At 62.9% G+C, this 14,926-nt stretch carries 9 protein-coding genes; 6 read left to right on the plus strand and 3 right to left on the minus strand.

Features of this window, described 5'->3' with window-relative positions; genetic code table 11:
- Positions 1–153: 153 nt before the first annotated feature.
- Genes PQQ52_RS00230 through PQQ52_RS00245 form a run of 4 tightly spaced genes read left to right on the plus strand, consistent with a single transcriptional unit; the run spans position 154 to position 5,080 of the window.
- Positions 154–1,794 (plus strand): efflux transporter outer membrane subunit, encoded by a 1,641-nt coding sequence (locus PQQ52_RS00230; protein WP_408205762.1) that lies wholly within the window; start codon positions 154–156, stop codon positions 1,792–1,794.
- 11 nt (positions 1,795–1,805) lie between these two features.
- Positions 1,806–4,016: an FUSC family protein gene (locus PQQ52_RS00235; RefSeq protein ID WP_408205764.1), complete on the plus strand. Its 2,211-nt coding sequence runs from the start codon at positions 1,806–1,808 to the stop codon at positions 4,014–4,016.
- Complete coding sequence (locus PQQ52_RS00240; protein WP_063496755.1) at positions 4,006–4,206, plus strand: DUF1656 domain-containing protein; 201 nt, start codon at positions 4,006–4,008, stop codon at positions 4,204–4,206. Before PQQ52_RS00235 ends, PQQ52_RS00240 begins: the two co-directional genes overlap by 11 nt.
- 13 nt (positions 4,207–4,219) lie before the next feature.
- On the plus strand, positions 4,220–5,080 hold the full coding sequence (locus PQQ52_RS00245) for an efflux RND transporter periplasmic adaptor subunit (protein WP_408205766.1): 861 nt from the start codon (positions 4,220–4,222) through the stop codon (positions 5,078–5,080).
- 423 nt (positions 5,081–5,503) lie between these two features.
- Here PQQ52_RS00245 and PQQ52_RS00250 read toward each other — a convergent pair whose 3' ends face one another.
- The gene (locus tag PQQ52_RS00250) at positions 5,504–7,183 is read right to left on the minus strand and encodes a methyl-accepting chemotaxis protein (RefSeq protein WP_408205768.1); all 1,680 of its coding nucleotides are present in this window, start codon (positions 7,181–7,183) and stop codon (positions 5,504–5,506) included.
- A gap of 517 nt (positions 7,184–7,700) precedes the next feature.
- Between PQQ52_RS00250 and PQQ52_RS00255 the strand changes: the two genes are divergently transcribed.
- Together PQQ52_RS00255 and PQQ52_RS00260 are read left to right on the plus strand one after the other, a co-directional pair.
- Positions 7,701–8,969 carry an MFS transporter gene (locus PQQ52_RS00255; RefSeq protein WP_408205770.1) on the plus strand — a complete coding sequence of 423 codons (1,269 nt, stop codon included), beginning with the start codon at positions 7,701–7,703 and terminating at the stop codon, positions 8,967–8,969.
- A gap of 355 nt (positions 8,970–9,324) precedes the next feature.
- Positions 9,325–11,229 carry a propionate--CoA ligase gene (locus tag PQQ52_RS00260; protein WP_408205772.1) on the plus strand — a complete coding sequence of 635 codons (1,905 nt, stop codon included), beginning with the start codon at positions 9,325–9,327 and terminating at the stop codon, positions 11,227–11,229.
- A gap of 108 nt (positions 11,230–11,337) precedes the next feature.
- On the opposite strand, the gene PQQ52_RS00265 is transcribed toward PQQ52_RS00260, so the two are convergent.
- Positions 11,338–12,243 carry a 5'-methylthioadenosine/adenosylhomocysteine nucleosidase gene (locus PQQ52_RS00265; RefSeq protein WP_408205774.1) on the minus strand — a complete coding sequence of 302 codons (906 nt, stop codon included), beginning with the start codon at positions 12,241–12,243 and terminating at the stop codon, positions 11,338–11,340.
- Entirely contained in the window at positions 12,240–14,591 is a 2,352-nt protein-coding gene (locus PQQ52_RS00270) for a UvrD-helicase domain-containing protein (protein WP_408206747.1), read from the minus strand. The genes PQQ52_RS00265 and PQQ52_RS00270 overlap by 4 nt, the downstream gene beginning before the upstream one ends.
- Positions 14,592–14,926 lie beyond the last annotated feature (335 nt).

The raw sequence follows: 14,926 nt of genomic DNA on the forward strand, positions 1-14,926 counted from the left end.
TTTTCCTTACTGACCCGGAGCGATTGTTACACGATTCGCAAAGGCGATTATCTCATATCGCGTAAAAATGCCTTGCATCTTTACCGGTTATTCCCCAATCAATCAAAAAATATAATGACACACATGCTTCTATAGCCAATTTTGGAGGAAATCGTGCAGTCTCCGGTACAGAAAGGGATCGCCGCAGCCGCGGTTCTTACGATCCTATTAACAATCGCCGGCTGTGCCAGTACCGGAGGCATCGCGCCGCAAGACCGCGGAATCGAGCCCTCCTCGCTCGACGCAGGCAACGCCATCCGCGCCGCCAACGCGGACGCCCAATGGCCGGCCGTCGACTGGTGGCGCGCCTATAACGATCCGCAGCTCAATGAGTGGGTCGAAGCCGCGCAGGCAGGCAATCCGAGTTTCTCTGCCGCCCAGGCGCGTGTGCGCGAAGCCGTGTCGATGGCGGGCGTCGCCCGTTCGGCGCTATCGCCGCAAGTGAACGGCAGCCTGTCGATCCAACGTCAGAAATGGGCCGACAACCTCTATTACGGCCCCGGCCCGCTCGCGGGCGAGCAGTCGTGGAACAACACCGGCACGCTGGGCCTGTCGTACAACCTCGATCTCTGGGGCAAGGACAAGAACGCCGCCGAGCGCGCGCTCGACGCCGCCCATGCGAGCGCGGCAGATTTCCGCGCCGCGCAGCTCGAACTGGAAGGCAACGTGGTGCGCACGTACATCGAGCTGTCGATGAACTACGCGCTGCTGGATATCGCCAAATCCACGCTGCAGCAACAGCAGCAGATCGTCGACCTGGCGAACCGGCGTCTGAAAGGCGGCATCGGCACGCAACTCGAAGTGAGCCAGGCGGAAACGCCGATGCCGGAATACGAACGCCAGATCGATGCGATCGAGGAAAAGATCGCCCTCGGCCGCAATCAACTGGCCGCGCTGACCGGCAAGGGTCCGGGCGCGGGCGACGCAATCCAGCGTCCGACGCTCTCGCTCGACAGCGCACCCGCCGGTCTGCCGAGCGTCGTGCCCGCGGATCTGATCGGCCATCGGCCGGACGTGGTCGCGGCGCGCTGGACAGTGGCGGCGCAAGCGCGCGGCATCGACGTCGCCAAGGCCAGCTTCTATCCGGACATCAACCTGCTGGCGTCGATCGGCGGATACGCCGCCATGGGGCCGCTGTTCCAGTTCCTGAAGGACCCATCGCATAGCTGGAGCGCGGGTCCGGCGCTGTCGCTGCCAATCCTCGACGGCGGACGTCTGCGCTCGCAGCTCGGCGCGGCGTCGGCAGGGTACGACGAGGCGGTCGATCGCTATAACCAGTCGATCGTCGGCGCGCTGAAGGACATCTCCGATCAGGTGATCCGGATCCGTTCGCTCGCGACCCAGGCGCAAGACGCCGACCGTTCGGTCGCAGCGGCTCGCAAGAACTATGAATTGTCGCGCGAAGGGTATCGGCGCGGTTTGACCGACTATCTGAACGTGCTGGTAGCGCAAAGCCAGTTGTTGCGCGCGCAGGAAGGTGTCGCGAAGATTCAGGCCGAGCGGCTGGGCGCGCATGCGTCGCTGGTCACGGCCTTGGGGGGTGGACTCGACGAACCGGCCAATGGTCCGCAGACGAACGAGACATTGCCGGCGCATGGGAAGGGTAAAGCCGTGGCGACGGATTCGACTGCCGCGGGCAAGCCTTCGGGCGCGCCGACGCAGATCGGTTCGGCGAGCCACGCGGATAACAGCCCACCCGCTGCCGCCACGGCACACGCGCAAAGCCCGTCCGCCACCGCAGCAGCGGCTGAGTGAGGAAGCCGATCATGTCAGCCTCCCCCTCTCCCGCCTCACGCCCGGCATCGTTTGCCGCGCTCTACTCGGCCGCCGCCGACTGGGCGCGCACCGACGGCCTCACGTGGGTCTATCTGTTCAAAGCGCTCGCCGCCTGCTTTCTGGCGCTCGGCATCGCGATGAAACTCGATCTGCCCCAGCCGCGCACGGCGATGACCACCGTGTTCATTGTGATGCAGCCGCAAAGCGGCATGGTGTTCGCCAAGAGCTTCTACCGGATCTGCGGCACGCTGGTCGGCCTCGTCGTGATGCTTGCGTTGATCGGCCTGTTTGCCCAGCAGCCGGAACTGTTCATCGCCACGACCGCGATCTGGGTCGGCATCTGCACCGCGGGCGCCGCGCGTAATCGCAACTTCAAGTCGTACGGTTTCGTGCTGGCCGGCTATACCGCCGCGTTGATCGGCATCCCCGCTTCGCAGCACCCGGATGGCGCATTTCTGAGCGCGCTCACGCGGGTGGCTGAAGTGGTGGTCGGCATCGTTTGCGCGGGCGCGGTCAGTGGCCTCGTGTTTCCGCAGTTCGCCGGCCTGCAGATGCGCGGCACGGTGCGCGCGCGTTTCTCGGCATTCGTCGAGTATGTGTCGGCCTCGCTGGCCGGACACAACGACCGCGCGCAGATCGAAGCGACCAATGCGCGCTTTGTGGCCGATATCGTTGGTTTCGAAGCGGCGCGCAGTGTTGCCGTGTTCGAAGGCCCCGATTCGCGCATGCGTGGCGGCCGTCTGGCGCGTCTGAACAGCGAGTTCATGACCGCGTCGACGCGCTTTCACGCGCTGCATCAGTTGATGAACCGGCTGCGCGACGCGAATACGAGCGGCGCGACCGTCGCGATCGAAGCGCTGGAACCGTACTTCAAGGAAATCGCCCCATTGCTCGCGAAATCCGGTGAGCCGGTGTTGAGCGCCACGGATGCCGCCCAAGCCGCCGCGCAGCTCGACGCGTACAAAGCGGAGTTGCCCAAACGCGTCCGCGCGACACGCGCCGCACTGGAAACGCGGCCGGACGCACCACTGCTCGACTTCGACACCGGCGCTGAACTGCTGTACCGCTTCATCGACGATCTGCACGCGTACGCGGCCACCTATGCGTCACTTGCCGTCGACACACACGAACGCGAGCGTTGGATCGAGCGCTACGAACCGAAGACGAACGCCATCGCCGCGGGCGTGGCCGGCTTGCGCGCGGCCATTGTCATGATGGTGCTCGGCGCATTCTGGATCGCGACGGCGTGGCCGAGCGGCTCGACCTTGACGCTGGACGCCGCAGCGGTCTGTGCGCTGGCGTCGTCGTCGCCGAATCCGAAGCGCACGGCCTTCCAGATGGCGGCCGGCACGCTGGTCGCCTCGGTGATGGGGATGATCGCGGTGTACGGCGTGTATCCGCACATCGACGGCTTTCCGCTGTTGTGCGCAGCGCTCACGCCCTTCCTGCTGCTCGGCGTGTTCATGACGACGCGCCCGGCGCTCGCCGGCTACGGCGTCGGCTACTGCATCTTCTTCTGTTTCCTGGCCGGTCCGGACAACCTGATTCATTACGACCCGAGCGGGACCATTAACGACGCGATTGCGCTGGTGCTGTCGATGCTCGTGTGCGCGGTTGCCTTTGCCGTGCTGCTGCCGCCTTCGACGCCGTGGCTGCGCAACCGCCTGCTGGTGGACCTGCGCCGTCAGGTGGTGCTGGCGAGCCGCGCGGGCATGCGCCGGGTGCGTTCGCGTTTCGAGAGCGGCGCACGCGATCTGATGTTCCAGATCAACGCGCTCGCGCAGAACGAACCCGAACTCAAACGTGACACTTTGCGCTGGCTCTTCTCGGTGCTCGAAGTGGGTAACGCGCTGATCGACCTGCGCCGCGAAGTGGCGGCGCTGCCCCGCGACGCGCGCTACGCGCAGACGATGCCGTGGCGCGTCTCATTGCGCGCGATGCGCGACGCGGTGAGCACGCTATTCGAACGTCCGCGCGCGGACCGCTTCGACCGCGCGCTCGCCGCCACCACCGATGCCATTGCCGCCGTTCAACAGGTGCTGGCCACCTTCACGCCACCGCGGGAGGAGCGGCATCAGCTGCAACGCATTCTGAGTCAACTGCATTTCATTCGTACCGCGCTGCTCGATCCGCAATCGCCGCTTGAACCGTTGATGAGCGGACGTGCCGACGCGGCAGAAGGAGTTCGTCATGCCACGTGATATCGCCGTTTTCGACGCTTACGTGCCGGCCATCGTGCTGCTATTTATCGCGGGCGCCGCGCTTACCTGGGTGTTGGACCGCGTGATTGCCTATACGGGCTTGTATCGCGTGGTGTGGCATCCGTCCTTGTTCCGGGCCAGCTTGCTCGTGTGTGTGTGCGGCGTGCTGGGTCTCGCCGTTTATCGTTGATCAGAGTCGAAACATGACCATCCGAAATATTGTTGGCTTCGTCGCGACAGCCATTATTTTTATCGTCGCGATTTTGATTGGACGCGTGTTGTGGGTTCATTACATGGATGAACCGTGGACACGTGATGGGCGCGTGCGCGCTGAGATCGTCAATGTGGCGCCGGATGTTTCAGGCGCGGTGGTTGATTTGCCTGTTAAGGATAATCAACTGGTGAAGAAGGGGGATCTGTTGATGCAGATCGATCCTTCGCATTATCAGATCGCTGTTGAGCAGGCTCAGGCTGCTGTTGCTGCACGTAAGGCTGAGTTGCAAATGAAGCGGGATGATGCGCAGCGGCGTGCGGATATGGATGCTTTGGTTGTATCCAAGGAGAGTCGTGAGAATGCTACTCATACCGCGTCTGCTGCTGAGGCTTCTTATCAGCAGGCTTTGGCTGCGCTTGATGCTGCCAGGTTGAATCTTGAGCGGACTCGGGTGGTGTCGCCGGTTGACGGCTATGTCACTAACCTGAATGTGTTTCGTGGCGATTATGCGACTGCTGGATCTGCCAAGCTGGCCATTGTCGATAGCCACTCATTCTGGGTTTATGGATATTTTGAGGAGACCAAGCTGCCTCATGTTCGTATCGGCGATAAGGCTGAAGTTCGGTTGATGAGCGGGGGCACGCTTCAAGGGCATGTCGAGAGCATCTCTCGTGGGATCTATGATCGGGATAATCCCGAGAGCCGTGAGCTGCTGGCCGATGTGAATCCAACTTTTAATTGGGTTAGGTTGGCGCAGCGCGTGCCCGTGCGGGTGAGGATTGATTCTGTGCCTGATGGGGTTGTGTTGGCTGCTGGGATTACTTGTACTGTTGTTGTTAAGCCTAGCTAAGGTGTTTGCCTTCGCGGCGCTTTGTGGCCGTGCGCCAGCGGCGGTGGCCTTTCCTTGATTTGTTAGTGGTCTATTAGTGTCGCCCCTGTGCGGGGCGGCACTTACTTCTCTTTGCTGGCCGCAAAGAGAAGTAAGCAAGAGAAAGCGGCTCACACCGCTAATTCTTAAGCGGGTTCCCCGGCTTGGAGGGCGTAGTGGCTCCGTGGAATCCGAGGCCCCGCAACTTCCACCCGGAGTGACTAAGGGCTCATCAGCTTCCGCTCCGCACTGCGTGCGTCGCGGACGGGGCTGCCAGGGAAACCAAGGGCTTCGTTTACGGGCAGTGGGGGCCATCGGCTTCGCCTCGGCGGCATCGCACGCGCCGAGGTGGTACTTCAGTCGCGGGCTTCATTCCCAAGGCTTCGGGCACCGTGTTCCCCCGTTTTATAGCCTGAACTTTCCGACCATCTGCTTCAGGCCGCGGGCCTGGTCGTCCAATGAGCGGGCCGCCGCTGTTGCCTGCTCCACCAACGCGGCGTTCTGCTGTGTGCCCGAGTCCATCTGCGTCACCGCGAGATTGATCTCTTCAATCCCCGCGCTTTGCTCGGATGACGCCGCCGATATCTCGCCCATGATGTCCGTCACGCGCTTCACGGCCTTGACTACCTCGTCCATGGTCTGGCCGGCATTTTGTGCCAGCGTCGAGCCGTTGCTGACTCGCTCCACCGACGCACTGATCAAGCCCTTGATCTCCTTGGCGGCCGCAGCGCTGCGCTGCGCGAGATTGCGGACTTCGGCTGCGACCACCGAAAATCCGCGGCCTTCTTCGCCAGCCCGGGCGGCTTCCACCGCCGCGTTCAACGCCAGAATGTTGGTCTGGAATGCAATCCCCTCGATCACGCCGATGATGTCGCCAATGCTTCGCGCACTGTCGTTGATCTCGTTCATCGTCGCGACCACGCGGCTCACCACGTCGCCACCCTTCTCGGCAATCTCGGAGGCGTTGTTGGCCAGCGTGCTCGCCTGCTTCGCGTTGTCGGCGTTCTGTCTCACCGTGGAGGTCAGTTGCTCCATGCTGCTCGCGGTCCGCTCGAGCGCCATCGCCTGTTGCTCGGTGCGCTGGGACAAGTCGAGATTGCCCATCGAGATTTCGCCCGACGCCGTGGCAATCGCGTCCGCGCTGGAAGCGATGTCGGAGACCGTCGTCGCGAGGCCGCTTTGCATGTCGTGCAGCGCGTACAGCATGCTCGACCTGTCCTTGCGGCCCAACGCGATCTGATTCGACAGGTCGCCCGCCGCGATCCGGCTGGCAATTTCCTTCGCGTACGCCGGCTCGCCGCCGAGCTGGCCGGCAAGGCGCCGCACCACCCACTCGCTTATACCGAACGCCAACGCGATCAACGCGACCGTCATCGCCGCGATCATTACGAACGACGAATGGAAGATAAAACCCGACGCCTCGATGGTCGCCTTGGCCGCCGTGCCGCGCTGCGCGACGAGTCCGTCGACAAGTTTCTCGAGCTTGCCGGTCTCGACCAGCAGCGAGACATCCTGCATGCCGACCTGCCAGTTCATCTGCGAAAGATCGAGCGGCTGCGCTTTCACAAGCTTCACGAAGTCACGCAAATGACCGCTCCACACCGTGACGGCTGCGGCAAACTTCTTCTGCTGGTCGACCGCCCTCGCGTCGGATGTGTCGACGTACTGTTGCAAGGTGCCGAGTTCCGTACCGAGACCGCTCAGACCCTTGTCGATGTCGGCGCCGAGTTCGTCGCGCTCCTTGGCGGTGGTCGCGGTCAGCAGCATCTTTTGTGCGCGGCTCGCGCGCAGCATGTGGCCACGTGCCTCTTCGGCAGCGCGGCTCGCCACGTGGCCCTGATCGTAAATCGACTGCGCGGAGGCGTTCAGGCGGCTGATCTGGGTCAGCGAAAACACGCCGATCACCAGCGTGCCGATCAGCAGCACGGCAAACGCCAGTCGCAGCGTCGCCTTCACCGACAAGCCCTTGAGCCGCACGGCACGCGAGCGGCTGCCCTGTCCACGCGACGGCGACGGCTTGCCCGCCGCCTCCCCTTCCGGTACGAACCCCGCGCCCGTCTGGCCGCCCAGCGAAACTGCTTTCATATTCCTCGTCCCCACGTAATCGAACTGCCGGAAAGGTCGGTTCCGGCATTAATGCTTAACTCTCCGGGTCTACGGCATAAACGTCTGCGATCTTTAACGCCGCTCACGTCATGCCAACTGCGATGCCCGGTCCTCGACGCATCGCTTTGTAAGCTCCGCGCCCGCGACCGTTTTATACATGGCCAAAAATCTCCAAACCGCATTTATCAGACGGCTTGCCAGTCACGCGTGGTAATGGCAACACAGGGCAACACAGCCGCCGCAAGCACCGTCACGGTGCACCAGGCTTCACGTTTCAACGCACCCAAGCCGCCCAGACGAGCCACAAGTGTCCGATTCGCGACAAAACTTGTCCTTACAATTCGCGGGAGCCACATTAAACTTCGACAAATAGCTGACAACGCCGGGTGTCGCGTCGAAATGCCGCAGCAGTCGAACAGGCAAGCGACTCCACGAACGGCGACGCGCCGGCAGCCTGAAATGATCACCTTTCACTCTCTTCTCTCTCATCTAGCGTATGGAAACGAGCCTCGATAAAAGCGCCCTCGCCGGCGCCTCAGCCTCTCCCGCCAGTCCTGCCAATCCCGCTGCCCCGTCGCAGCCGGCCGCGCAAGTCCAGCGCACGGTTTACTCCGTGCTCGGTGCGATCAGCTTTTCGCACCTGCTCAATGACATGATCCAGTCGTTGATTCTGGCCATTTACCCGATGCTGAAAGACAACTTTTCGCTGTCGTTCGGGCAAATCGGCCTGATTACGCTGACCTACCAGATCACCGCGTCGCTGCTGCAACCGCTTATCGGCAGCTATACCGACAAGCATCCGAAGCCGTATTCGCTGCCCGTCGGTATGGGCTTCACGCTCGCCGGCCTGCTGTTGATGTCGGTCGCGCCGAGTTTTGGCGTGCTGCTGGTGGCAGCGGCGCTGGTCGGTTGCGGCTCGTCGGTGTTTCATCCGGAATCGTCGCGGGTGGCGCGCATGGCGTCGGGCGGCCGGCATGGTCTCGCGCAGTCGCTGTTCCAGGTGGGCGGCAATGCGGGTTCGTCGCTCGGACCGCTGCTCGCCGCGTTGATCGTGATTCCGCACGGCCAGCGCAGCATCGCGTGGTTCTCGGTGGCGGCGCTGGTTGCGATGGTCGTGCTCACGCAAATCGGCCGCTGGTACAAGCAGCATCCCGCTGTGAAGAAGGCGCGCGGCCAGACTGGTCACGCGACCCTGTCGCGCAAGCAGGTCATGTTCGCGATGAGCGTGCTGATGCTGCTCGTGTTCTCGAAGTACTTCTACCTCGCCAGCATCAACAGCTACTTCACGTTCTATCTGATCGACAAGTTCCATCTGCCGGTGCAGGCCGCGCAGATCCACCTGTTCGTGTTCCTCGCGGCGGTTGCGGCAGGCACGGTGATCGGTGGTCCGATCGGCGACCGGATCGGCCGCAAGTATGTGATCTGGGTCTCGATCCTCGGCGTCGCGCCGTTCACGCTTCTGCTGCCGTACGCCAACCTGTTCTGGACCGGCGTGCTGACGGTGATCATCGGTATCGTGCTGGCTTCGGCGTTCTCGGCGATCCTCGTCTATGCGCAGGAACTGGTCCCCGGCAAGGTGGGGATGATCGCGGGACTCTTCTTCGGTTTCGCATTCGGCATGGGTGGGATCGGCGCTGCCGTGCTCGGACAGTTGGCCGACGCCACCAGCATCACCTATGTGTATAAGGTCTGCTCGTTCCTGCCGCTGATCGGTCTGTTGACGATGTTTCTGCCGGATGTCGAAGGCAAGCGCGCGAAAGCGTGATGAGCTTCTCCGGAAGTGAATGAAGAAAAGGCGCTACGGCGCCTTTTTCTTTGGCGGCGGGTTTTCCCGGTTGCTTGTGGCTGCTTGTGGCTGCCCGTCGCCACAACCGTCCATCTGCAGCCACCTGTCCCGACGTTGCGCGGCGACAGCTTGCCGACTTTGGACTGTTCATCGCCCATTGCCTTCCCCTCAGCTGACCAGATCTGCAGGCCGCCCCCGCTCATGGTGAACCCGCGTTGTCCGCACAGCCACGCGTGCTCTATGCTTGTGCGGACGTACGCACTGCTCTCGCGCCACGCCCAACAGCCGTACGACTCGCCATCCGTTCACTCACGCAGCAGAAGGATCGCCGCCGATGACCAGCTATCGCGACTTCCACCGCCGTTCGATCGAGCAACCCGAGGAATTCTGGCGTGAACAGGCGCAGCGGATTCATTGGCAGACCCCGTTCGACACCGTACTCGACCGCTCGAATCCGCCGTTCGCGCGCTGGTTCGTCGGCGGCCGCACGAACCTGTGCCATAACGCGGTGGACCGGCATATGGTCGAACGCCCGCAGCAGAACGCGCTGGTCTACGTGTCGACGGAAACCGGTATCGAACGGCGCTACACCTACGCCGAGCTCTACGCGGAAATCAACCGCATGGCCGCGGTGATGCGCTCGCTAGGTGTCAAGCGCGGCGACGTCGTGCTGATCTACATGCCGATGATCCCCGAAGCGCTGTTCGCCATGCTCGCGTGCGCGCGGCTCGGTGCGATTCACTCGGTGGTGTTCGGCGGCTTCGCGGCCGTCAATCTGGCCGCCCGCATCGACGATGCGAAACCTGTGCTGATCGTGACCGCAGACGCTGGCGCGCGCGGCGGGAAAGTGATCGACTACACGCCGCTGGTGGACGAAGCGCTCGCTCGCGCGACCCACAAGACGCCGCACGTGCTGCTGATCGACCGGCAACTCGCACCCGAGCGGCTGAACGCAAGCTACCTCGTCGCTTACGAACCCTTGCGCGAACAGTTTTTCGATGCGCATGTGCCATGCGAATGGCTCGAATCGAATGAGCCTTCTTATGTGCTGTATACGTCGGGCACGACCGGCAAACCGAAGGGTGTGCAACGCGACGTCGGCGGCTATGCGGTGGCGCTGGCGGCATCGATGGAACACATCTTTCAGGGCAACGCCGGCGACACGATGTTCACCGCGTCGGACGTGGGCTGGGTGGTCGGCCACAGCTACATCGTCTATGCGCCGCTGATCGCGGGGCTCACTACCGTGATGTACGAAGGCACGCCGATTCGCCCGGACGGCGGCATCTGGTGGCGCCTCGTCGAACAGCACAAGATCAATCTGATGTTCACCGCGCCGACCGCATTGCGCGTGCTGAAAAAGCAGGACCCCGCGCTGCTGAAGAAATCCGATCTATCGAGCCTGCGCACGCTGTTCCTTGCCGGCGAACCGCTCGACGAACCGACCGCCGCATGGATCGCCGACGCACTCGGCAAGCCCGTGATCGACAACTACTGGCAGACCGAAACCGGCTGGCCGATGCTGGCCATTCCGCGCGGCGTCGAAGCCCTGCCCACCAAGCTCGGCTCGCCGGGCGTGCCGTCGGCCGGTTTCAATCTGACCTTGCGTAACGAACTGACGGGCGAACCCTGTCCGCCGGGCGAAAAAGGTGTGCTCACGCTGACATATCCGCTGCCGCCGGGCTGCATGTCGACGGTATGGGGCGACGACAAGCGCTTTGTCAGCACGTACTGGTCGAGCATTCCAAACCAGCAGGCCTACTCGACGTTCGACTGGGGCATTCAGGACGAAGACGGTTACGTGACGATCCTCGGCCGCACCGACGACGTGATCAACGTCGCCGGTCATCGGCTCGGCACGCGCGAGATCGAGGAAGCATTGTCGAGCCACGCGGCGGTCGCGGAAGTGGCGGTGGTCGGCGTGGCGGATGCGCTAAAGGGTCAGGCGGCCATGGCCTTTGTCGTGCTGCGCGACGCGCAGGCCTATGCGGACGACAAATCGCGGGCGAAGCTGGAAGCCGATCTCACGGCAACGGTCGACCGCCGGCTCGGCGCGATTGCGCGGCCGGCGCGGGTGGTCGTGGTATCGATGCTGCCGAAGACCCGCTCGGGCAAGCTGCTGCGCCGCGCGATTGCGGCGCTGGCCGAGGGACGCGAACCGGGTGATCTGCCGACGATCGAAGATCCGGCGGCTTTACAGCAGGTGCGCGAGGCGCTGGGGGATCCCGGGAAGGGATAGCTGACGATATATGTGCAAAGGGTGAACGTGTTGCACACATCATCGCACTGCTGGTTCGTGCCTGATGTTGCGATCGCGGCATTTCGCTGGCTCACCGTTCAGCGCGATTCAAGCCGCGCCACGTGCCGCTAAAAACCGCCGCAGAATCGCATTCGAATACGTCCCAGCGATCTCCGTGAGAAACGACACGAACGATTGCGGCGCGTGATCGTCGGCGGTGTCGGAGATGGTCCGCACCACCGCGCACGGCACGCCGTACTCGTAACAGACCTGCGCGATCGCAGCGCCCTCCATCTCCACCGCGAGCGCATCCGGCAGCGCATCGCGCAAGGCTTTGACGCCCGTTGCACTCGCGACGAACTGATCGCCGCTGATGATCAAGCCGCGATGTACGCGCGGTTCGCGCGTACCGAAGCGCGCGGCCGACGCCGCGCCCTCTTCAGCGACAAACCGCTCGCACGCCGCGGCGAGTTGATCGGCAAGCGCCGCATCGGTTGCGAAGCGCGACACGCCGAGCAACGGCACCTCGAAACGCGGAAATAACGGCGACGCATCGAGATCGTGCTGCATGAGCACATTGGCGACGACAATATCGCCGACCCGCACCTCAGTCCCCACGCCGCCTGCAACACCGGTAAACACGACCGCTTCGACATCGAACGCATGGATCAAGGCGCTGACCGTGGCCGCCGCCGCGACCTTGCCGACGCGCGCCAGAGTCACGACGCAGGGCGCGCCGTGCACGGTGCCAAGGTGATAGTCACGCTGGCCATGCGTGATGGTGCGCACGCCGGATTCGGCGCGCATCGCGTCGATCAGATCGCCGAGTTCCTGCGGCAAGGCCGCCAGAATGCCGAGCGGACGATGCGAGACCGGCGCGCCGCTGTGGTTTGGATCAATAGCGACCGTACCGGCAGCAACCGAGTCTGAACCTGTTGCACTGACGGCAGCCGAACCTGAACCTGTCGCGCCTGCGCCGTTCGCCCCCGCCCCGCTCATCCCGCCCGTGCTCATTCGACCGCCTGTAATTTGGCGACCGCCAGCGCCAGCCACTTCTCGCCGTGCCGCTTGAATTTGACCTGGGCCTTGGCGTCCGTGCCACCGCCTTCAAGCGCCGTGATCGTGCCCTCTCCAAACTTGGTGTGGAACACCTGCTGGCCGACGCGAAAGCCCGTTTCAGCCGCGCGCTGTTCGTTCGCGAAGGCCGGCAACGGCGCCGGCGTCGACGACGAAGCGCCCGTGTACCCCGGCCGCGCGAACCAGTCGCGCCCATAACCGGCGTTATCCGAGCGGCCACCCCAACGCGCACCCGCCTCGACCTTCGGCGTAAGCCACTTGAGGGTTTCCTGCGGCAATTCGTCGAAGAAGCGCGAGCGGATGTTGTAGCGCGTCTGGCCGTGCAGCATCCGGCTCTGCGCAAACGACAGATACAAACGCTCCTTGGCCCGCGTGATCGCCACATACATCAGACGCCGTTCCTCTTCCAGACCGTCCGATTCCTTCGCGCTGTTTTCATGCGGGAACAGCCCTTCTTCCAGACCGGTGATGAACACCGCCGTGAACTCGAGGCCCTTGGCCGCGTGCACCGTCATCAACTGCACCGCTTCCTGACCGGCTTGCGCCTGGTTGTCACCCGCTTCCAGCGAGGCATGCGACAGGAAACCGGCGAGCGGCGTCATCGTGTCCGGGTTTTGCGCCGGATCGTCGATGCCGGGCGCATCCAGCACGACGGTATTCGGATCATCCGTGGCGACGGCCAGTTCGGGCGCCGTGGTCGCGCCCGGGCGCAGCGGAATCGAGCGCGCCGGCGTATCCATGCCGTAGCCTTCTTCGCTGACAAAAGCAGCAGCCGCATTGACCAATTCCTGCAAGTTCTCCAGCCGGTCCTGGCCTTCGCGTTCGTTCTGATAGAACTCCGTGAGACCACTCGTGCGAACCACGCATTCGACCGTTTCCGGCAGGCTCATCTGCTGCGTTTCCGCGCGCATTCTGCCGATCAGATTCGCGAAGCTGGCGAGGCTCGACCCCGCCTTACCCGCGACATACGGAATCGCCGCAGCCATCGAGCAGTTGTACAGGCGTGCCGCATCGGCAAGTTGTTCGATCGAGCGCGCGCCGATGCCCCGTGTGGGGAAATTGACGACGCGGACGAACGCGGTGTCGTCGTTCGGATTGTCGATCAGACGCAGATAGGCGAGCGCGTGCTTGACTTCCTGGCGCTCGAAAAAGCGCAGACCGCCGTACACGCGATACGCGATGCCCGCATTGACCAGCGTGTGTTCGATCGTGCGCGACTGCGCGTTGCTGCGATAGAGGATCGCGACTTCGCTGCGCGACGTGCCAGTACTGATCAGCGCCTTGATTTCCTCGACGATCCAGCCGGCTTCCTGCGTGTCGGTGGCGGACTCGTAGACGCGCACCGGTTCGCCATGTCCCGCGTCGGTACGCAGATTTTTGCCCAGACGCCGCGAGTTATTGGCGATCAGCTGATTGGCCGCGTCGAGGATATGACCGTGCGAGCGGTAGTTCTGCTCCAGCTTGATCATGTGCCGGACGTTGAATTCGTGTTCGAAGTCGCGCATGTTGCCGACGTTCGCGCCCCGAAATGCATAGATCGACTGATCGTCGTCGCCGACCGCGAAAATCGAGTTGGTCTGCCCGGCCAGCATCTTCAGCCAGGCATATTGCAGCTTGTTGGTGTCCTGAAACTCGTCGACGAGAATGTGCTTGAAGCGTGCCTGATAGTGGGCGCGCAGCGGCGGATTGTGCGCGAGCAACTCAAAGCAGCGCAGCAGCAGTTCCGGGAAATCGACGACGCCTTCGCGCTGGCATTGCTGATCGTAGGCTTCGTAAAGTTCGACGAATTTGCGGTTGAAATTATCCGTGGCGTCGACGTCTTTCGGCCGCAGGCCTTGTTCTTTCGAATTGTTGATGAAGTACTGGAGATTTTTCGCTGGGTACTTTTCATCGTCGATGTTAAGGCCCTTCATCAGACGCTTGATCGCGGAGAGCTGGTCCGCGGTATCGAGGATCTGGAAGGTGGCGGGCAGGCCTGCGTCGCGATGGTGCGCGCGGAGCATGCGGTTGCACAGGCCGTGGAAGGTGCCGATCCACATGCCACGCGTGTCGATCGGCAAGAGTGCCGAAAGACGCGACATCATTTCGCGGGCGGCTTTATTGGTGAAGGTCACCGCCAGGATGGTGGCGGGCGACGCCAGACCGTGCTGGATGAGCCATGCGATGCGCGTGATGAGGACGCGGGTTTTGCCGCTGCCCGCGCCGGCAAGGATGAGCGCTGGCTCGTTGGGGAGCGTGACGGCGGCGTGTTGTTCGGGGTTTAGATTGGCTAGCAGATCGGGCATTTTTTGGGAGGACGGCAAGTGCGTCCGACATTATATGCCCCGCCGGGGTTGGGGTTTTTTTGGTGTTTTTGGGGGTCTTTTTGCCTGCGGTGCTTTCTGCTTGTCTGCCTGCGGTGACGGGCTTTGGCTGTTTTTTTTGCCTGCGCGGCGCTTTTTTCTGTGTGCCTACGGCGGTGGCCTTTTCTTGAATTCTTAGTGGTCTATTAGCGTTTGCCCCTGTGCGGGGCGGGAAGCATGACAGCCTTGTCACCAGGGTTGAATGCGCGAGGGAACAGATTCCAGATGCACCACTGCCCACTCCAAGCCTTGGGACCAGCTTATGAGCTAGCGGGGTG

The sequence above is a fragment of the Paraburkholderia sediminicola genome, assembly GCF_046030555.1.
Lineage (GTDB): Bacteria > Pseudomonadota > Gammaproteobacteria > Burkholderiales > Burkholderiaceae > Paraburkholderia > Paraburkholderia sediminicola_E.